An 18,794-nucleotide genomic window follows, 5' to 3' on the forward strand; every position below is an offset into this window, starting at 1 on the left:
ATTTCGCTTTTTCTTACTCCCATTGTTCTCGCTGTAAATCTTCCGCAATGAGTTGTAGATCATCCGCGGTAATCGATAATAATTCATAGCCGGTATTTTCAGCTAGTTGCACTGCCATTTTTTTAAGAAACTTCGGTGACCCTTCATTTTCTTCATCATATAGAAGTAACAAAGCATCCGAATTTCGAAGTAGAAACTTATTCTTCTCTACAAATTGCCAAGGTGCTTCATAAGGTTTGTTTGTCAAACTCACTGTGTAATCCGCAAGTGATATGATTTGTTCATATGTCTCTTGTTTTATTTCATTCCAGTTCGATTGTTGATCGAGAAATGGTGTAATGACCGCGTATTGTAAATTTGGATAATCTTCTTGCAAATCCCACACGCATTCAATAACCCACGTTTCAACTCCAAGCTGTCCACTGACTATAACCCATTCGAGTCCTTGATCTAGGAGAACTAGCAATTGATCTGTCAATGCCTTCTTGATGATAGGTATGCCTTTATGGTCTTCATTAAAGATTCCTAATTCATGGGCTTTATACCCGCTCACGAGTAAACGTTTAATCATTGTTGTCCACTAATTGCGGCTTGTGCAAGCTTTGTAATTGTCATGTCATCCATCGGTGGATTGTGAAGTCCGGCCCGCACATCGCGATAATATCGCTGGAGGGGATTCGACAATTCCAAACTTTTAGCGCCTACAATGCGCATGGCTAAGTTAACAATTTCTATCGCACTATTCGTTACAATCGATTTCGCTACCCCGAGTTCATTTTGTAAATGAACTCGACGTGCACGGTCATCGTAAATTCTCGCGATATCATAAAGTAAGTGGCGTGCTTTAATCAACTCTAAATCCATCTTCCCGATTTGTGTTTGGATACTGAAAAGGGAAGCAATGGGTTCATTAAGGCTATTTGGCTGATAGGTGGCTGCAAAGTGCACCGCGTAATCACGTGCCGCTTGGGCAATTCCCATGTAACATGCGGGAATATGAAGAAGCCAGCCGTTTTGGTTGTTACCACGTGGTGCCTCATTCACTTCTACCAACTGATCATCCGTTGCTTCCACTTGATTTAGCACAAGTGTCTGGCTTTCCGTACCGCGCATGGAAATCATATGCCAAGTATCTCTGATGGAAAGACCGGCCGTGTCACTTGGCAACAAGAAAAAACCTGTTTTTTGTTTTTCTTCAATCCAAACAGATACGAGAATATGGGTAAGGGCAGGCGCCATAGTCGTAAATGTCTTTTCACCTGAAATCACCCAACCATTCTCTGTGCGGACAGCAGTTGTTTGTGGTCGGCCGCCACGTGTAGGGCTACCGGTCTGTGCTTCGGTAACGGAACGATTCACAAGGGCACCTTGTTGGATCGCTTCACTAAACTGGGCTAACTGTTCTTCCGTCCATTTCCGGCTCTCATACAGTTCACCAACGACTCCTTGATGCCAGCCAATAGCTAGAGCGGTAGCACTATCAAAACGAGCGATGGTCTCCTGAAAGAGCACCATGTCAGTCACTGTGATACCCGCACCTCCTAATTCTTTAGGTAAGGTTAGCGTCGTATAGCCCATTTTCACGAGTTTTTCTATATTCTCTTTTGGAAACTTTGAGAGCTCATCAGATTGTTCTGAAAAGCTGCTGAAAAACGGACCTGCCTCAGTCAATTGATTGACCCATCGGCGTTGAAAGTCCGTTGTGATAAAAAGTTCTGTTGACACGAGTAACACATCCTAACCACTTCATTCTTGTACTGCTATTCACTGCTGGCTTAATGTCAAATTTATATACAAACGCAAAATTGCCTTGAGTACTTCTCTCAAGGGTCATGAAATTCTAGTATACTAGAAAAACGAAATAAATACCATTCTGACGAAAGAAAAAAATACATGTCAAACTCTGTAAGATTTCACAATATAACTAAGAGAATAGTATAACTATTCGCAGTCACAATAGGAATTTCAAGTTTAGTCGAAACTCCTATGTGTGATTTTTTCGTAAAAAAACTCCATTTTATAAATTAAGGACCTTGGAATCAATTGTTGTCCGATTGTAAAAGTATAAAGACACATTGATAATTGTTTTTATAGTAGTGAAATGTATATAAATAACTAGAAAATATAAAATAGATGAAAACAAACGATACTACATGCTATATTTTTAAATTTGGCAGAAACTTTAAATTACTCTATGCGAATATGAATATTGTAGGGTATAATTGGCATTGCATACCAAATGTATACGAAGGTTGAAAATTGAATAGGGGAGAATGTTGAAGATGAAATTCACAGTTGGAAAAAAGTTATGGATTGGATTTATGAGTCTAGTCATCATTATCATTATTATTGGATTAATAGGGTTCTTAGCACTGAAGAATATTAACGAAAAGTATTCATTTTTAATTAACGATCGGATGCATAAGGTCATTTTGTTAGAGCGACAGCAAAACGATCAAAATAACTTAACTAAAAATATTAGGGGATATATGTTATATGGCTCGGAAACTTACATAAAAGAATTAGAAGAAACCCAATCTCGTATTGAAAATAACTTAACTGAATTGGAGAAAATTCTGAAGAATAACACTATGCGGAATGCATTGGTATCCATTCGGGAAGCTAGCAAAGAATACGATAAGGTACTACTATCCATTATAGAAGAGAAACGTGCAGGAAATGATGAACAAGCGCTTGTTATTGGAACGAATGGAGTAGGTTTTCAAATAACGATTTCCGATACTATCAATCAAATGATTGATTACCAAAGACAACAACAAGAACAGTTGGAAAAGGAAGTGGCGAGTTTTACAAATAGCGCTATTTCATTGATGACAATCTTAATTGCACTAGGGATCATAGGCAGTGTAGTGGTCACGATGATTATCACTCGTTTGATAAGCCGCCCGGTTGGCACAATGACAACTGCACTAGCTGAAGTATCGGCAGGGAACTTTGCCATAGAAGAAGTGAAGATAAAAAATAATGACGAAATTGGCGATATGGCTATTACGCTAAATGAAATGGTTGCTGATTTACGTGGTATTATTGATCGAGCGAAAAATTCCGCTTTGCATTTAGCAGCACAATCAGAAGAATTGTCTGCAAGTGCAGAAGAGAGTTTGGCCGCTTCTGAAATGGTAGCAGAAATTTCGGAAAAGAACTTACAGACGAGTGAGATGCAAACGACTATTGTCAATCAATCTACTATCTCAATGGAGGAAATGTTAACCGCCATTGATGTCATTACACAAGATAATGAGGACATGTTGAATTCATCAGATGATGTAGCGCAATTGGTAAAGCAAGGCTCTGCTTTAATGGGAGAAACGACCGATCAGATGACGAACATTAGTAAGACCATTGGCGATTCCATGGAAACGATTAATAAAATGTCCGAACACACTGAAAGCATTCGTGGCGTCACATCGATGATAGCGGCAATTGCCGAACAAACTAATTTACTTGCACTTAATGCGGCTATTGAAGCGGCGCGTGCAGGAGAACACGGTAAAGGCTTTGCTGTCGTAGCGGAAGAAGTGCGAAATTTGGCGGAACAATCCAAGCAATCTACGCAAGAAATTGGTCGAATGATAGATACGATCATTCATGATGTAGAAACAGTGGTGACGAGCACGAATGAAGGTAGAAAACGTGTGGCTGAAGGATTATTGTCAACAGAGAAAACAAATGCCGTCTTCTTGGACATCGAGCATGCAACATCAGACGTTAGTGAAAAAGTTTCTACAGTATCATCAGCAATCGAAGAAATTCGTGCGATGACAGATGAAGTAACAGAAGGAGCTAAACGAGTAGAAGAATTGGCGGTTCAAGCAGCGGCAGAAGCGGAATCCACTAGTGCTGCAACAGAAGAACAGTTAGCAGCCAATCAGGAAATCACATCTAGTTCACAAACATTGGCCGAACTTGCAGAACAACTTCAAAATGATATGTCACGATTTAAAGTGTAGAAAATCCAAAAAGAGTTGATTGCGCAGTTGGCAATCAACTCTTTTTTAATGGAAAATGCGCGATGGCCTCATAGGAGGGAGTTGCTTTAGGGTGAATCTTAAATAGGGTAAAACCCTCTATTATGATGGGAACGGGTTCAATAGACTTTTTTTCTAATTGCATTTTATCTGTAGTCTTGCGTTTTTTAGCTATCGTGATGTGTGGAACGAAGCGAGTATCTCTTTCCAAGTCAAGTATATCCTCTGTACGTCTAGTGATTTGCTTTTGTAGTTCGCGTAAAGACTCGGAATCCTGAACTGCTAGAAAAACTACACGTGGTCCACTTGCAGATCCGAAAAATGATAGACCTTTTACGTACACCGTGAATTCAGTATGCGATTTGGCGATTTTTTGTAGACAGGATTTCAGCCAGGGGAGTTTGGTGTCATCAAGCTCTCCAATATAGCGAAGGGTCAAATGCAAATCCTTATCATGTGGAATTACTTTGTACTTCTCGTTCAATTGATATTCTGTGCGAAATTGTTGTGCTATATCATCGACAGGATGAGCAATAGAGATGCCGATAAAATAATGTTGTACCAATTCCAGCTCACCTCCTATTCAATAGGTTCCCTCACTCCCTGAAATATATGCATACTAGCATAAAAAATCTGCGTATGGCTTGTAGTTTAGGGAACCCACTAACAAAACACATAAGTAATGTGTATAATAAGAGGGAGATATAACTGAATTAATACAATTGCAAAGGGGATGTCACGATGATTAAAACGTTGATTTTTGATCTGGATGATACATTGATATGGGATGCCAAGAGTATTTCCAGGGCTTTTCAAAAAACTTGTGAGTATGCAACAAAGAAAACAGGGGTCAATCCAGTAGAACTTGAGCATGCAGTGCGCCAGGAAGCAAGAGATTTGTATGCTACATATGAAACATTTCCACATACTCAAAATATCGGAATTAATCCTTTTGAAGGATTATGGGGTGTCTTTGACGACGAAGGGGAAGAGTTTCAGAAAATGAAAGAGGTTATTCCAGGTTACCAAAAGGAAGCGTGGGTTAAAGGGTTGAAGAAACTAGGGATTGATGATGAAGCATTTGGTAGGGAATTAGCTGATGTATTTCCAAGAGAGCGTAAGAATCATCCGTATATATATGAAGAGACGTTTGAAGTGTTAGATAAATTGAAGGACAACTATCAGTTAATCCTTTTGACAAACGGTTCACCAAGTTTACAACAGATTAAACTGACGATCTCACCCGAGATACCTGATTACTTTGATCATATTATCGTTTCTGGTGCATTTGGTAAAGGAAAGCCTGATGCTTCTATATTCAAGCATGTTCTTGAGTTAAGTGGGGTTCAAGCAGATGAAGCGTTGATGATTGGTGATAACTTGATGACGGACATTTTGGGTTCAAGTCGTGTCGGTATGCGTAATGTATGGATTAATCGTGAAAATAAGTTACCGAATGAAGAAGTGAAACCAACGTATGAAATTGATAATTTACATGGTCTTTTTCCTATACTGGCCACATTAGAAAACCGATGAGTTGATCTCATCGGTTTTGATCCTTGTCCACTCATGTTTCACTGTTTGTACAGCAAGGAGGTATATCATGCTGGAATATATCATGGTGTTTTTGGGAGCGGCCATTCCATGGATCGAAATTATGATTGTCGTTCCGTTAGGTATTATTCGGGGTCTATCGCCTATATGGGTGATAGTTCTTTCATTTGCTGGCAATATGGCAACAGTTCTTCTATTGATTGTTGGTTTCCAAAATATTAAAGAATGGATAGCACGTAGAAAGCGAAAGAAGGGGAATAGCGGGTCGAAACGCCAACGACGTGCAGAAAAAATTATGAATACATACGGATTGCCGGTTTTAGCACTTGCTGGTCCAATATTGATTGGAACCCATATCGCGGCCTTTATCGGCCTCGTATTAGGCGCCAAGAAAGTGAATACGGCAATTTGGTCGGCGGTCAGTATTGCGCTATGGTGTGTAGTGTTCGGAATGCTAACGGTTATGGGATTTGATTTTTTTGTCGATCGTACATAAAAAAATCCAGCTGGAATTTACTTCTCAGCTGGATTTTCATATTTTTATAAATCGATTGCTTTTGCATCGTTTATATTTTGAACTTCTTTGATACGTTTGATAGAAGCTGACTCGACGTGGTTGTCAACAGCTAACATCATAATAGCATATCCGCCTTCAGTGGAACGTCCTACTTGCATCGCTGCAATATTGATATTCTCTTCTGCTAGAAGTGTACCTACGCGACCGATTGCACCAGGCTGGTCCATGTGTCGGATAAATAGTAAGTGACCGCTTGGAATCACATCTACTACATAATCGTCCACTTTTACAATGCGTGCTCCAAGGCCGTTTAGAAGTGTACCTGCAACTTTGCGAATACCTTTTTCAGTAACGATTTCTACTGAGATTAAGTTCAAGAAGCCTTTACCAGTAGTTGTTTTTTGCTCATTCACTTTGATGCCATAACGATCAGCCAATAACTTCGCGTTTACATCATTAACTGTTTCTCCGAGATTACGCTTCAAAATACCTTTGACTGTGTTACGTGTTAATGCGCGCACATCGTAGTTTGCCAATTCACCAGCATATTGAATATTGATTTCATGGATAACCGAGTTCTGAATTTGGGATAAGAACATACCCAACTTCTCTGTAAGATCGAAGAATGGTTCGATTTTTGCCAATACATCACGGGAAACAGATGGCAAGTTTACTGGGTTACGAACCGAACCAATTGTCAAGAAGTTTACTACGTCACGGCTTACGTCAACTGCAACCGATTCTTGTGCTTCGAATGTACTTGCACCCAAGTGTGGAGTTGCTATTACTTCAGGTAATGTCAATAATTTGTGGTCAAGGAATGGTTCTTCTTCGAACACATCCAGTGCCGCGCCCGCCACTTTACCAGCAACAATTGCATCGTATAAAGCATCTTCATCAATAATTCCACCGCGTGCACAGTTGATAATTTGTACGCCGTCTTTCATTTTCTCGAATGCTTCTTTGTTGATCATTCTACGTGTTTCTTTAAGTAAAGGCGTATGAACTGTAATGAAATCAGCTACTTCAAGCACTTCATCTACAGTTCCAATTTCTATGCCCAATTTTTTCGCGATGTCTTCCGTTAAGTAGGGGTCATACGCCACTACATTCATACGTTGTCCTCTTGCACGTCTTGCAACTTCAGCCCCGATGCGGCCGAGTCCAATAATTCCCAAAGTTTTGTCTTTCAATTCCACGCCAAGGAATGATTTTCTATCCCATTTATTGTTTTTCAACGAGTTGAAAGCTTGAGGGATTTTGCGTGCCATGGACATCATCATTGCAACTGTGTGCTCGGCTGCAGAGTTTGTATTGCCATCCGGCGCATTCACAACGATAATTCCTTTTTCGGTAGCTGCGTCCAAATCGATATTATCGACTCCTACACCTGCACGACCAATGATCTTTAATTGATCAGCTGCTTCCAACAATTCTTTTGTAACTGTTGTCTGACTGCGTACTAGTAATGCATCGAAATCTTTAATACGTTCTTTCAGCTGATCTGGTGTCAGGTCCGTCTCCATTACTATTTCAAAACCTTCTGCCTGTCGTAATGGGAAAATTCCGTCTTCGCTAAGTGGATCACTAATAAGTATTTTAAAAGCCATGATATTCATTCTCTCCTTCAATTGTTTGTAGTGGATTTTTTTGTTGGAAAAGCTAAGTATAATTGATCGTCTATGTAAGTTGCGCGCTACCCCCCTTATAGGTAAAATAAAAAAGCCTTTCATCCCTTACATATAAGTAAGGGGCGAAAAGCTCAATAAACTAACGCGGTACCACCCTTGTTTTGCTGCAATTGCAGCCTTCATTCAGCATGCGTAACGTGCATGTGACGGATCAGCCTACTAAAATGTTCAGCGAATCAATTCGGAAGTGCCCCCAACCTCGGAATTTGCTAACTTTCACCACTGTGTCAGCTCTCTGGAAAATTCTTTTCAGGAAGGTATGTCTTCGTCAAAATTGTTTAGCAACTATTAATTTAGAATTAATCATAACACGTCAAAAACTATTGTCAATTGCTTTTCCAGAAAAAACGAAAAACTGTTAAACGCGAACGGTATTATTGAATTATTTGTGAACGTTCGTGTTTTGGGAGTTAATTATAAAAAAACATCTTGAATTTAACCAAGTGAAAGGAAATAGCATAAGTCGTCTGAAAGGAAGAAATGCAGGTATAAGTGTTATAGTGTGCGTATACTATTCATTTAGAGGAGTGTTGGAAATTGAAAAAGTTAGAATCTCTTGAGCAATTTGAGCAACTTAAACAAGAGGAAAAGGTGATTTTCTTATTCACTGCAGATTGCAGAGTAATTGAACCATTCTTGCCGACATTGGAAACAGAATTTGCAGAGTATGAATTTGTTACAATTGATCGTGATGAATTTATAGATTTATGCAGTCAGTTGGATATATTCGGTATTCCTAGCTTCGTAGCATTCAGCAAAGGAACGGAGACAGGTCGTTTTGTCAGTAAGAATCGTAAAACTAAGGAAGAGATCGAAGAGTTTATTAATAGCTTAACGTAATGAAATGGTTGCCAGCGGGAAGATATGTGGCAATTAAACAAAAGGACTGAAGACAACTGCAGAAGTTGTTTTCGGTCCTTTTTATATAAGAAAATTAGCTACAAGAAGCTTTTATGTCGTGTATTACGTGAAATCTTTTAGTTGTTCCATAAGGATTTTAGCGCCTTGTGGACTGATATATATTCCGTTTGACAATAGTTTGTTTTCATCCATCACATCACCCGTGATAAAACATGCCCTGTTGATCTGATATTTTCTCAAAATGATTCTATCGTATTCTACGAAAATTTCAATCGGGTCGCCCTTATCGATCGACAAAGAATTTCGAAGTTCTTTTGGAATAACAATTCTACCGAGATGATCCACTTTACGAACAATACCTAAAGACTTCATAAGCTCCTCCTCGAAGAAAAGTAGTGGGTAATTTCTATTATACACCAAAACATATCATCTACAATTTACAAAACTTAAATGCGCAGAACAATTTGATAATTCTGCTATACAATTAATTTATTAATGCTATAATAGTCAGTAATTAAATATTTCTTATCAAGAGAAGCTGAGGGATTTGGCCTGATGAAGCTTCAGCAACCTCTGTACATACAGGAAGGTGCTACCTCCAACAAGATTGTTGTCTTGAGAGATAAGAACGGTGAACGGTCAACCCTCCTTTTCTTATCTAAGAGAAATGAGGGTTTTTTTGTATAGAAATTGTAATAAATGAAAGTCAAGGGGGAAATAGAATGCCGATTAATATACCAAAACATTTACCTGCAGTAGAATTATTGAAAGAAGAAAAAATCTTTATAATGGATGAAGAACGTGCGACAACACAGGATATCCGCCCAATCAATATTTTAATTTTGAACTTGATGCCTGAAAAAGAGAAGACGGAGTTACAATTGCTCCGATTACTTGGTAATACACCTTTACAAGTGAATGTCACATTTCTTAATACAGCTAGCTATGTTTCGAAAAACGTCAGTCAGAATCATTTAGAAACGTTCTATACCACTTTTGAACATGTGAAAAATCGCCGTTTTGATGGCATGATTATCACGGGTGCTCCAATCGAACTTCTACAATTTGAAGATGTAGTCTATTGGAGGGAGTTGGAAGAAATCATGGAATGGACAAAAACGAATGTTACATCTGTCCTCCATATTTGCTGGGGTGCTCAAGCGGCTCTTTATCATCACTACGGAATTGAAAAGTTCGAGTTGCCAAAGAAATGTTTTGGAGTATTCTCACATGATATTACCGATCCGACAGTAAACTTGGCACGTGGATTCAATGATGTATATGTAGCGCCACACTCACGCCATACCGGAGTTTCATTAGAAGAGATAAAGAATCATCCCGATTTGACTCTACTTTCTGCTTCTGAAGAGGCTGGTGCATTCATTGTGATCTCAAATGATGCAAAACATATTATGGTAACTGGACATTTAGAGTATGATGCACACACATTAGGAGATGAATATGCCCGCGATTTAGAAAAAGGTGCGGACATTGATATGCCTGTAAATTATTATCCGAACGATGATCCATCCAAAGAACCTATAAATACTTGGCGTTCCCACACGCATTTATTATTCTCCAATTGGCTCAATTACTATGTCTACCAGAAAACTCCTTATAACTGGAATTAAAGTAATTAGTGTATAAACTTCTATAGTTTGCACATACTCCGACTACTGGAGGTGTATGCAGTGAACATAGATGAATTTTGGCAATTATCCTTTTGGGAAATGACTATGCGAACGGTGATCTCATTTGTTGTGCTGTTGATTTTGGCGCGTTTTATGGGGAAAAAACAAGTGTCCCAATTGACTTTCTTTCATTATGTGACAGGTATAACAATCGGTTCAATTGCGGCAAATTTGGCGGGAGAGTCTGAAACGCCATTCTTGAACGGCTTATATGGAATGGTTTTGTGGGCAACGTTGACAATTGTTGCTAATTTTTTATCATTCAAATCCATTAAACTCCGCGTATTACTCGATGATAAACCGATGATTGTCATTCAAAATGGAAAGATTTTGGAAGGTTCCATGCGTAAATTACGGTTGAGTTTCAATGATATAAATATGATGCTACGGGAGCAGTCGGTATTTTCGATGAAAGATGTCAATTACGCGATATTCGAAACGAATGGTAATTTAAGTGTCATGCTGAATGCAAGCGAGAAATATGCTACAAAGAAAGATGTCAAAGCACCAGCACCACCGCCAAAATATATTCCGACTGAAATTATTACTAACGGGATAGTAGAAGAGAAAAATATGAGAGAACTTCAATTAACCGACACGTGGCTAACTGAACAGCTAAAAAAACAAGGGATTTCCAAGCCAGAGCATGTTCTCTATGCAGAAATTCAGACAGATGGTAGTTTATATATTAATACATTAAAATCGACTTGACGTGAAGAGCCCTGATTTAATCAGGACTTTTCACGTTTTTTATAAGATTTCCCAATTTCTTTTTTTTGCTACAACGGTAAGTTTTTCATCTGGACGAACTGCTACTGGGCACCCAACCTTCTCTAAGACTGGAAGGTCGGAAATGCTGTCTCCATATGCGAAGCTATTGTCCCAGTCAACAGTTACTCCTTGTAGCGCTTGAGAAATTTGTTCATTTTTACGCGTACCTTGAATATGTAGGAATGGCCGATCCATTGCAATCTTTTCACCAATAGAAGGGATGTCTGTACCAATAACTTGATCAAATGTCAGGTGACTAGTGACTGCTTTTAAAAAAGGAGTATAAGCACCAGAAACGAGTAGGACATGGTAACCTTCCTTTCGATGTTCTGTCAGTCGATTAATGACTAGTTCATTGAAGTCAGGCATCATTTTATTATGCATACTTTTGAAAAACTCAAGTAGTTCTGTCATCGTCAATGAATCCAGGGCTTGTAGATAAAGGCGCATTGAGCGCTCTTTCATAATAGATTCGGGTAGTAATTTTAATTTATAGCGAATATATAGTGGTAATATCGAACGGTAAAAATTTTTATAATACTGCTTGTACGTAGGATGATTCTTTAAATGCTCCATCAGTAATTTAAAGGTTTCTTTAGTGTACAACGTACCATCAAAATCAAAGATCGCAACCCTCATATTAACACTCCTCCATTCTGTTCTTCTTCATAGTATACAAATATAACGAGTGTAAAAGCAAAAAGCAGATGGAGAAAACTCCATCTGCTTGATTTATTACTTATTGTAGGTTGTTGGGCGTACCCGGTTGACCTTGTGAAGGCGCAAAAGAATTAAGCAACATATTCATATCCTGATCATTTAATTGTGGAACTTGATAATAGTGATGTTTGTTTTGGTAAATGGACAACTCGTATGCCATTTCTATACAGTTGGGTACGGAATCTGCAAGCACACGGCGAACGACTGGATTACATACTTCTAATGAAGCAGCCGTTTTGCCTGTAGCGCCTTCTTTTGTAGCGCCCAACAAAAAGCCGGAGATGATTTCATCATTGATTTCACCTGTAGATTGAATCGGCTTAGTAGGTGCCTTTTCTTTCATACCATAAATGAAGTCGCTGCCTGCCTTCATTTGATAGCGTTGTGTAGGATGTGAGGGATCTTTGCCTGTCTTGAAACTTTCGACAAGGATATTATACTCATCCAGCATGAATCGGTATTGTCGATCGAGAATATCCAAAAGTTCCGGATCCTGGACATGTGGACGTAAAATCATCGCTTGGTTCAATGCTCCGACTGACGCGCTTAAAACCTCTTTAACATCAAATAACTCATGTCCACCGTGATTCATCGATGGGGGAACTTGTCCGCCTTGCATGTGTTGAGACGTTTCGAATTGATTTGTCAAATGTTTTTCCTCCTTCAATAGTCATGTACATCGAGATTAGTATGTGAAGTGATCGAAATCTTATGCACATGAAATTGTATTGATGACCCATGCATAGTTCGCAACGCGCCATCATATCATAAGGATAGAACTCAGGAAGGGTAGTGGAGATACATGCAGATTCATGTAGTTTCGCAAGGGGAGAGTTTATATAAAATTGGTAAAATATATGGTGTGCCATACGAGCAAATAGCAGAAGTTAATGAATTAGAAAGCGATATACGATTGGCTGTAGGACAAGCGCTTGTCATTCCGATAATAGGTTCGTATTACTGGGTGCGACCCGGTGATAGTCTCTATACAATTGCACAAAGGTCTGGTCTAACAGTTGCGCGATTGGCAGAAATTAATGCAATCAACCCGACGAGACCGTTAATGATTGGTCAGCGTCTATATATACCACAAGAAGTGAAAACGATGATTGATTCATTATTATATGTAGAACCGCGTAATCCAGTCAGTCAAGATATGCTCTCGGAAGTTCGAGAACGTGTGGATGGTCTTACGTATCTCGCGATGTTCAGTTATGAAGTACAACGTGACGGATCACTCAAAGCACCAGCTCTAGCAGATATTCCTACTATCGCAAAAAACGCAGATGTTGTAAATTTGCTAGTTCTGACGAATTTAGAAGACTTTACATTCAGTGCGGAATTAGCGCATGTTATTTTTACAGATCAGGCAGTGCAAAACCGAATGATTCAAAGTGCGATTGATATAGCAAAAGAGATCGGGTATGGCGATATTCACTTCGATTTTGAGTTATTATTCCCGGAAGATCGGGAATTATATAATCAATTATTACGCAATGCACGCGATCAAATCCATAAAGCAGGCCTTACGATTTCCACAGCACTTGCACCAAAAGCCGGGGAAGTCACGACAGGTATTTATGGCGCTCATGATTATAAAGTGCATGGAGAAATTGTAGATTTCGTTGTATTGATGACCTATGAATGGGGATATACGTATAGTGCACCACAGGCTGTTAGCCCAATTGGTCCGGTCACAAGAGTAGTAGAATATGCAGTTAGTCAAATCCCGAATGAAAAAATTTTTTTAGGTCAGAATTTATACGGCTATGATTGGACAGCCCCATTTGGTCAATCGGACAGTAAAGCTGCCAGAGCATTAAGCCCGCGTGCCGCTACTAATCTGGCAATTGAGCAGAATGTTGCAATTGAATACGACGCCCTAGCTCAAGCGCCGCATTATACGTATTACGATGAACAAGGAACCGAACATGAGGTGTGGTTTGAAGATGCACGAAGCATCAACGAGAAGTTTAACTTGCTGAAGAGATTCAAGTTGCGGGGAATCATGTATTGGAAACTTGGCTTAGCATTCCCACAAAACTGGCTATTATTAGACGATCGATTTACAATTCGTAAGCGATAAATATAAGAGCCTTTCCTTAAGAAAAAGGAAAGGCTCTGTCATATGAGTTCTCACTCGTTAGTTAACAATTTCATTGCGCTTTGGAACATCTCCATATCTGGATTTACGAGTAAAGCAGGTAGGAAAGCAAAAGTCATGATCAGGAGTAGGTTCGCTCCCAAGATTGATCGAATTGTACTTGTTTTCTTTGTCATAACGCTTCGCCTCTTTCTTTTCGTATTGTTCTCACTAGTATGTGTATGCGCTTACATTTATAACCCCACATAGTTTGTTTGAATAGTTTAATAATACTCCGAACTCACGCGATTGTAAATGATAAAGTTAAAGATAGTACATAAAATTGACACAAAAGTTAAGTCAAAACACAGATATTATAAAAAAATCTTGTAACTTACTATCTTTTCAGTGATAATATTGGAATACAAAGAAATATTTAGAACAATTAAAATTCAATTTATCTAATAGAATTTACTCTTTAATCATATAAGTATATTAAATTATAGCCACTGAGTAAATGAGTGACTGGTCAGTCGACAGTTTTTTTAATTAATACCTAGGGAAAGGGATGATCGCAAATGACAAAGATTGATGAGGTAGAATATAATAATCGCAAACGAGCAAATGATTACGTTCATAATGTATATGAATTGGTGAAGAAAAGGAATCCGGATGAAAAGGAATTTCTACAAGCGACAAGAGAGATTTTTGATTCTCTTCGTCCTGTCTTTGCTAAGCATCCCGAATTTATGGAAAACGGAATACTAGAACGCATCACAGAGCCGGAAAGAATCATTTCCTTCCGTGTAGCGTGGGAAGACGATAAGGGCAAGGTGCAAGTAAATAGAGGTTTCCGCGTTCAGTTTAATAGTGACCTCGGACCTTATAAGGGCGGACTTCGTTTCCACCCATCTGTTAATAATAGTATTATGAAATTCCTCGCTTTCGAACAGATTTTCAAAAATGCCTTGACAGGTCAACCAATCGGAGCGGGTAAAGGTGGCTCTGATTTCGATCCGAAGGGTAAATCTGATCGTGAAGTCATGCGCTTTACACAAAGTTTCATGACAGAACTTAGCAGACATATTGGACCGGACATTGACGTGCCAGCAGGCGATATTGGTGTAGGTAAACGTGAAATCGGCTATCTGTTTGGTCAATACAATCGGATTAAAGGTGGCTATGAAGCAGGTATTTTAACTGGGAAAAATCCTGATCATGGTGGAAGTCTTGGTCGGAAAGAAGCAACTGGTTATGGTACAGTATACTTTGTAGATGAAATGCTAAAAGAAAATAATCTTTCATTGGAAGGTCAGACTGTTGTAGTTTCAGGTTCAGGTAATGTTTCGACATATGCAATGGAAAAAGCAATGCAGCTCGGAGCGAAAGTTGTGGCATGTAGTGATTCTGATGGCTATATCTATGACAAGAACGGAATTGATCTTGACTTGGTGAAGGAGCTAAAAGAGTACGGCAATAAACGTATTTGGGAATATACGAAAGAACATATTGATGCCGAGTATCATGCTGATTGCACAGAAATTTGGTCTATTCCATGTGATATTGCATTACCGTGTGCCACACAGAATGAAATCGATGAAATTGCAGCACATATGCTGATCGCAAATGGTGTAAAAGCGGTCGGTGAAGGCGCAAATATGCCTTGTACAATTGAAGCGATTGAAATTTTTCAAGAGCATAATGTATTATTCGCACCAGCGAAAGCTGCCAATGCTGGCGGTGTAGCCGTGTCTGCTATGGAAATGTCTCAGAACAGTCAACGCCTATCATGGTCAGAAGAACAAGTAGATATGCACTTGAAAGAAGTAATGCAGAACATCTATAAAGACTGTAGTACTGCAGCAGTGGACTATGGTAAACCAGGCAATCTAGTAATGGGCGCCAACGTAGCAGGCTTCCTAAGAGTAGCCGATGCAATGGTTGCGCACGGAATTCGATAAGTAATATAAAACAGACACATTTTTTTACATAATGTGTCTGTTTTTTTATACTTATCTATTGCGTTTCAAATGACATATGTTATTATAAAAATACATTAGGTTGAATAAACATACAGCGGCTTGAATGAAAGGGGATTTACCCATGGAAAAGAAGAAAGTAATTTTAGCCTACTCAGGCGGTTTAGACACATCAGTTGCAATTCAATGGTTAACGGATCAAGGATATAGCGTAATAGCGGTTTGCTTAGACGTTGGTGAAGGGAAAGATCTAACTTTCATTAAGGAAAAAGCTCTTACAGTTGGCGCGGTTAGTAGCTATATAATTGATGCACGTGAAGAATTTGCACAGGATTTCGTCCTTCTTTCATTACAAGCTCAAACATATTATGAGAATAAATATCCACTTGTCTCTGCCTTATCCCGTCCGCTCATTTCCAAAAAGTTAGTGGAAATTGCACATCAAGAACAAGCGACGGCAGTAGCTCATGGATGCACCGGAAAAGGAAATGACCAAGTACGTTTTGAAGTAGCGATCAAGTCGCTAGATCCAACGCTTGAAGTCGTAGCGCCTGTACGTTCATGGAGCTGGTCACGTGAAGAAGAAATTCATTATGCGCAAGAACATCATATTCCGATTCCGATTGACCTGGATAATCCATACTCAGTGGACCAAAACTTATGGGGACGTGCAAATGAATGTGGAATTTTAGAAGACCCATGGGCAACACCTCCAGAGGACGCATTTGGTTTAACGGTTTCCATTGAAAATGCACCCGATACTGCTGATATTATCGAGATTGGCTTTGAACAAGGTGTTCCGGTTACGATTGATGGGGAAAAGTATATATTAAGTGAATTGATTACAAAGTTGAATGAAGTGGCTGGCAAACATGGGGTGGGTCGTATCGATCATGTAGAAAATCGTTTAGTCGGTATCAAATCCCGTGAAGTATATGAAGCTCCAGGAGCTATTACGTTGTTGAAAGCACATAAGGAACTTGAAGATTTAACGCTTGTGAAAGAATTAGCACACTTCAAACCCATCATTTCACAAAAACTTGGTGAGTTGATTTACAACGGTCTTTGGTTCTCTCCTTTACGTAATGCACTAGAGGCGTTCATTAAAGAGACACAGCAATACGTCAACGGTGTAGTTCGTGTGAAGTTGTTTAAAGGTCATGTAATAGTAGAGGGTCGTAAATCTCCTAATTCCCTATATAATGAGAAATTAGCGACTTATACATCTGATGATGAATTTGATCAAGCCGCAGCGGTCGGTTTCATTAAGCTATGGGGATTACCTACTGAGGTGCATAGTATGGTCAATAAAAAGCAAATCGTGAAGAAGCTTTAAAATAGATAGTGAGAGCAGCGTGGCCAAAAGGTTCGCTGCTCTTTTTTGGAACTACTTTATATTCATCTCCGTCTTATGAATATAGCAGGGGGTGAACGAATGAAGAAATTATGGAGGATCATCGTACTGGCAGTTTTAATCATTGCGGGACTGGGGATGTTTTGGATGTTACCAGGAGAAAGAATAAAACAAGCACAACAGATGAAAGCGAATGGAAAATATGACTATGCAATTATTCTAGGGGCCAAAGTGAACGGAGAAGTTCCTTCGCTGTCATTGCGTTACCGATTGGAGAGCGCTGTGGAGTATGCTACGCAATTCCCGCATGTACAGTTGGTTCTTGCAGGCGGACAAGGAAAAGACGAAGACATTAGCGAAGCTGAGGCAATGTATCGCTTTTTACAACAACATGGAATTGCGAAAGAACGCTTAGTTATGGAAGATCAATCTACCTCCACAAATGAGAATCTTCAATTCAGTCAGAATGTCATACCTGAAGTGGCGGGAGTGACTATCATCAGCAGTGACTATCACTTGGCTAGAGCGAGGTTTCTTGCAAGACAGATAGGATGGGAGTCTGATGTTGTTGCAGCAAAGACGCCTGAATCCATAAAAGCAAAAGTATTAATTCGAGAGCGTTTGGCTTTGTTAAAAACATGGCTATTCAGACAATAGTGATATTCCAAAATAAAAAGTGACGAAACTCCAAAGAAGTTCTCGTCACTTTTCCTCTTACAAGGAAGAAATTTTATGGAATTCTGGCTGGCCTTCTGTAAATGTAGCCAAATAGTTAAAACCAATGGACTGAAATAACTCTAAAGATTCCTTAAACTCATGTGCAATTTCTGTTGTTCTATGCGCATCGGAACCAAGTGTAATGATTTCACCTCCACATTGTTTATATAAACGCAATATATCTTCACTTGGCATATTATGCGGCAATCCGTAGCGAGTTCCCGAAGTATTCAGTTCGATCCCTTTACCTTCTGGTATAATAGTATTGAAGATCTTTTCTAAATAGTCATGAAATAAATGAGCTGGCGGCTGATCGGTATAGCGTTTAATTAAATCTGCGTGTCCAAGCACGCTGTAACGCTTATAATGCTGAACACAATATAATAGTTCTTTATAATACGTCTCAAAAGCTGCCTCTGTCGAACGATCTTCAAATAACTCGCGATAGTGTAAGGACTTATTTTCGACTGTGTGTAGTGAACAAATGACGAAATCAAATTCATGCCCGTCCATCAGTTCTTCGTAAAGATGTAATAGATCAGGCTGCAAGCCGATTTCAACACCTTTTTTAATCTTCAGTTGGCCATTGAATTGTTCATTTAATTGAAGAATCTTTTGTGCATAGTCGAGTTTGTCAAAATCGAAATGAATGGTTTCATCCGGATATTCATAATCAATGTGATCGGTGAAACAGATTTCAGTAAGGCCTTTAGCTATAGAAGCTTTGGCCATCTCTTCCATGGGGATTTCACAATCCGCTGAAAATGCGCTGTGCATATGGTAATCAAACATAGTTTCCAGTCTCCTTTTCTATAGTACATATTGTAGCAGATGAACGCTGCTTCTAACAGTTGACAACGCTCTACA

19 protein-coding genes and 1 riboswitch are annotated in these 18,794 nt (G+C 39.2%); of the genes, 10 read left to right on the forward strand and 9 right to left on the reverse strand.

Annotated features, from left to right (window positions below; genetic code table 11):
• Positions 1 to 13: 13 nt before the first annotated feature.
• Positions 14 to 571 (reverse strand): SLOG family protein, encoded by a 558-nt coding sequence (locus CSV60_RS09405; RefSeq protein ID WP_099636805.1) that lies wholly within the window; start codon positions 569 to 571, stop codon positions 14 to 16.
• Positions 568 to 1,725, reverse strand: coding sequence for an acyl-CoA dehydrogenase family protein (locus CSV60_RS09410; RefSeq protein ID WP_199175265.1), 1,158 nt, complete (start codon positions 1,723 to 1,725; stop codon positions 568 to 570). Before CSV60_RS09410 ends, CSV60_RS09405 begins: the two co-directional genes overlap by 4 nt.
• Positions 1,726 to 2,282: 557 nt before the next feature.
• Here CSV60_RS09410 and CSV60_RS09415 point away from each other — a divergent pair.
• Positions 2,283 to 3,971 (forward strand): methyl-accepting chemotaxis protein, encoded by a 1,689-nt coding sequence (locus tag CSV60_RS09415; RefSeq protein ID WP_158233168.1) that lies wholly within the window; start codon positions 2,283 to 2,285, stop codon positions 3,969 to 3,971.
• A 34-nt stretch (positions 3,972 to 4,005) separates the two neighbouring features.
• On the opposite strand, the gene thpR is transcribed toward CSV60_RS09415, so the two are convergent.
• A complete protein-coding gene (gene thpR / locus CSV60_RS09420; RefSeq protein WP_158231550.1) occupies positions 4,006 to 4,554 on the reverse strand; it encodes an RNA 2',3'-cyclic phosphodiesterase in 549 nt (182 codons plus the stop codon).
• Positions 4,555 to 4,730: 176 nt separating this feature from the next.
• Between thpR and CSV60_RS09425 the strand changes: the two genes are divergently transcribed.
• Complete coding sequence (locus CSV60_RS09425; RefSeq protein WP_099636809.1) at positions 4,731 to 5,525, forward strand: HAD family hydrolase; 795 nt, start codon at positions 4,731 to 4,733, stop codon at positions 5,523 to 5,525.
• Between the two features lie 67 nt (positions 5,526 to 5,592).
• Complete coding sequence (locus CSV60_RS09430; RefSeq protein WP_099636810.1) at positions 5,593 to 6,039, forward strand: small multi-drug export protein; 447 nt, start codon at positions 5,593 to 5,595, stop codon at positions 6,037 to 6,039.
• 44 nt (positions 6,040 to 6,083) lie between these two features.
• Here the strand turns inward: CSV60_RS09430 and serA are convergent, their stop codons facing one another.
• Positions 6,084 to 7,670, reverse strand: coding sequence for a phosphoglycerate dehydrogenase (gene serA / locus CSV60_RS09435; protein ID WP_099636811.1), 1,587 nt, complete (start codon positions 7,668 to 7,670; stop codon positions 6,084 to 6,086).
• Positions 7,671 to 8,288: 618 nt separating this feature from the next.
• Here serA and CSV60_RS09440 point away from each other — a divergent pair.
• Positions 8,289 to 8,591: a thioredoxin family protein gene (locus tag CSV60_RS09440; RefSeq protein WP_099636812.1), complete on the forward strand. Its 303-nt coding sequence runs from the start codon at positions 8,289 to 8,291 to the stop codon at positions 8,589 to 8,591.
• 123 nt (positions 8,592 to 8,714) lie between these two features.
• Here the strand turns inward: CSV60_RS09440 and CSV60_RS09445 are convergent, their stop codons facing one another.
• Positions 8,715 to 8,984, reverse strand: coding sequence for an AbrB/MazE/SpoVT family DNA-binding domain-containing protein (locus CSV60_RS09445; protein WP_099636813.1), 270 nt, complete (start codon positions 8,982 to 8,984; stop codon positions 8,715 to 8,717).
• Positions 8,985 to 9,134: 150 nt separating this feature from the next.
• A riboswitch (SAM riboswitch) is annotated at positions 9,135 to 9,241 on the forward strand.
• Positions 9,242 to 9,334: 93 nt separating this feature from the next.
• Here CSV60_RS09445 and metA point away from each other — a divergent pair.
• Entirely contained in the window at positions 9,335 to 10,243 is a 909-nt protein-coding gene (gene metA / locus CSV60_RS09450; protein WP_099636814.1) for a homoserine O-acetyltransferase MetA, read from the forward strand.
• Between the two features lie 66 nt (positions 10,244 to 10,309).
• Positions 10,310 to 11,014, forward strand: a complete 705-nt coding sequence (locus tag CSV60_RS09455) for a YetF domain-containing protein (protein WP_369823621.1) — start codon at positions 10,310 to 10,312, stop codon at positions 11,012 to 11,014.
• 39 nt (positions 11,015 to 11,053) lie between these two features.
• On the opposite strand, the gene CSV60_RS09460 is transcribed toward CSV60_RS09455, so the two are convergent.
• Both CSV60_RS09460 and CSV60_RS09465 read right to left on the reverse strand, forming a co-directional pair.
• Positions 11,054 to 11,713, reverse strand: a complete 660-nt coding sequence (locus tag CSV60_RS09460; protein ID WP_099636815.1) for an HAD family hydrolase — start codon at positions 11,711 to 11,713, stop codon at positions 11,054 to 11,056.
• 100 nt (positions 11,714 to 11,813) lie between these two features.
• Positions 11,814 to 12,413 carry a spore coat protein gene (locus CSV60_RS09465; protein WP_099636882.1) on the reverse strand — a complete coding sequence of 200 codons (600 nt, stop codon included), beginning with the start codon at positions 12,411 to 12,413 and terminating at the stop codon, positions 11,814 to 11,816.
• Positions 12,414 to 12,596: 183 nt separating this feature from the next.
• On the opposite strand from CSV60_RS09465, the gene CSV60_RS09470 reads away from it, so the two are divergent.
• The gene (locus CSV60_RS09470; RefSeq protein WP_099636816.1) at positions 12,597 to 13,880 is read left to right on the forward strand and encodes a LysM peptidoglycan-binding domain-containing protein; all 1,284 of its coding nucleotides are present in this window, start codon (positions 12,597 to 12,599) and stop codon (positions 13,878 to 13,880) included.
• A gap of 50 nt (positions 13,881 to 13,930) precedes the next feature.
• On the opposite strand, the gene CSV60_RS15965 is transcribed toward CSV60_RS09470, so the two are convergent.
• On the reverse strand, positions 13,931 to 14,074 hold the full coding sequence (locus CSV60_RS15965; RefSeq protein WP_199171272.1) for a hypothetical protein: 144 nt from the start codon (positions 14,072 to 14,074) through the stop codon (positions 13,931 to 13,933).
• A 381-nt stretch (positions 14,075 to 14,455) separates the two neighbouring features.
• Between CSV60_RS15965 and gdhA the strand changes: the two genes are divergently transcribed.
• The 3 genes from gdhA (at position 14,456) to CSV60_RS09485 (ending at position 17,867) form a co-directional block, all read left to right on the forward strand.
• On the forward strand, positions 14,456 to 15,838 hold the full coding sequence (gdhA, locus tag CSV60_RS09475) for an NADP-specific glutamate dehydrogenase (protein ID WP_099636817.1): 1,383 nt from the start codon (positions 14,456 to 14,458) through the stop codon (positions 15,836 to 15,838).
• A gap of 142 nt (positions 15,839 to 15,980) precedes the next feature.
• Entirely contained in the window at positions 15,981 to 17,192 is a 1,212-nt protein-coding gene (locus CSV60_RS09480; protein WP_099636818.1) for an argininosuccinate synthase, read from the forward strand.
• 99 nt (positions 17,193 to 17,291) lie between these two features.
• A complete protein-coding gene (locus CSV60_RS09485; protein WP_099636819.1) occupies positions 17,292 to 17,867 on the forward strand; it encodes a YdcF family protein in 576 nt (191 codons plus the stop codon).
• A 57-nt stretch (positions 17,868 to 17,924) separates the two neighbouring features.
• Here the strand turns inward: CSV60_RS09485 and CSV60_RS09490 are convergent, their stop codons facing one another.
• Positions 17,925 to 18,719 carry a histidinol-phosphatase HisJ family protein gene (locus tag CSV60_RS09490; protein WP_099636820.1) on the reverse strand — a complete coding sequence of 265 codons (795 nt, stop codon included), beginning with the start codon at positions 18,717 to 18,719 and terminating at the stop codon, positions 17,925 to 17,927.
• Positions 18,720 to 18,794: the final 75 nt, after the last annotated feature.

The organism is Sporosarcina sp. P7, from assembly GCF_002743425.1.
In the GTDB taxonomy this organism is placed as follows: Bacteria; Bacillota; Bacilli; order Bacillales_A; family Planococcaceae; genus Sporosarcina.

Bases quoted from the DNA above. Each gene is read 5' to 3' on its own strand.
- CSV60_RS09425 (WP_099636809.1), top strand. From the start codon at position 4,731: ATGATTAAAACGTTGATTTTTGATCTGGATGATACATTGATATGGGAT.
- serA (WP_099636811.1), bottom strand. From the start codon at position 7,670: ATGGCTTTTAAAATACTTATTAGTGATCCACTTAGCGAAGACGGAATT.
- metA (WP_099636814.1), top strand. From the start codon at position 9,335: ATGCCGATTAATATACCAAAACATTTACCTGCAGTAGAATTATTGAAA.
- CSV60_RS09465 (WP_099636882.1), bottom strand. From the start codon at position 12,413: ATGCAAGGCGGACAAGTTCCCCCATCGATGAATCACGGTGGACATGAG.
- CSV60_RS09430 (WP_099636810.1), top strand. From the start codon at position 5,593: ATGCTGGAATATATCATGGTGTTTTTGGGAGCGGCCATTCCATGGATC.
- gdhA (WP_099636817.1), top strand. From the start codon at position 14,456: ATGACAAAGATTGATGAGGTAGAATATAATAATCGCAAACGAGCAAAT.
- CSV60_RS09480 (WP_099636818.1), top strand. From the start codon at position 15,981: ATGGAAAAGAAGAAAGTAATTTTAGCCTACTCAGGCGGTTTAGACACA.
- CSV60_RS09415 (WP_158233168.1), top strand. From the start codon at position 2,283: ATGAAATTCACAGTTGGAAAAAAGTTATGGATTGGATTTATGAGTCTA.
- CSV60_RS09485 (WP_099636819.1), top strand. From the start codon at position 17,292: ATGAAGAAATTATGGAGGATCATCGTACTGGCAGTTTTAATCATTGCG.
- CSV60_RS09490 (WP_099636820.1), bottom strand. From the start codon at position 18,719: ATGTTTGATTACCATATGCACAGCGCATTTTCAGCGGATTGTGAAATC.
- CSV60_RS09405 (WP_099636805.1), bottom strand. From the start codon at position 571: ATGATTAAACGTTTACTCGTGAGCGGGTATAAAGCCCATGAATTAGGA.
- CSV60_RS15965 (WP_199171272.1), bottom strand. From the start codon at position 14,074: ATGACAAAGAAAACAAGTACAATTCGATCAATCTTGGGAGCGAACCTA.
- CSV60_RS09460 (WP_099636815.1), bottom strand. From the start codon at position 11,713: ATGAGGGTTGCGATCTTTGATTTTGATGGTACGTTGTACACTAAAGAA.
- CSV60_RS09445 (WP_099636813.1), bottom strand. From the start codon at position 8,984: ATGAAGTCTTTAGGTATTGTTCGTAAAGTGGATCATCTCGGTAGAATT.
- CSV60_RS09470 (WP_099636816.1), top strand. From the start codon at position 12,597: ATGCAGATTCATGTAGTTTCGCAAGGGGAGAGTTTATATAAAATTGGT.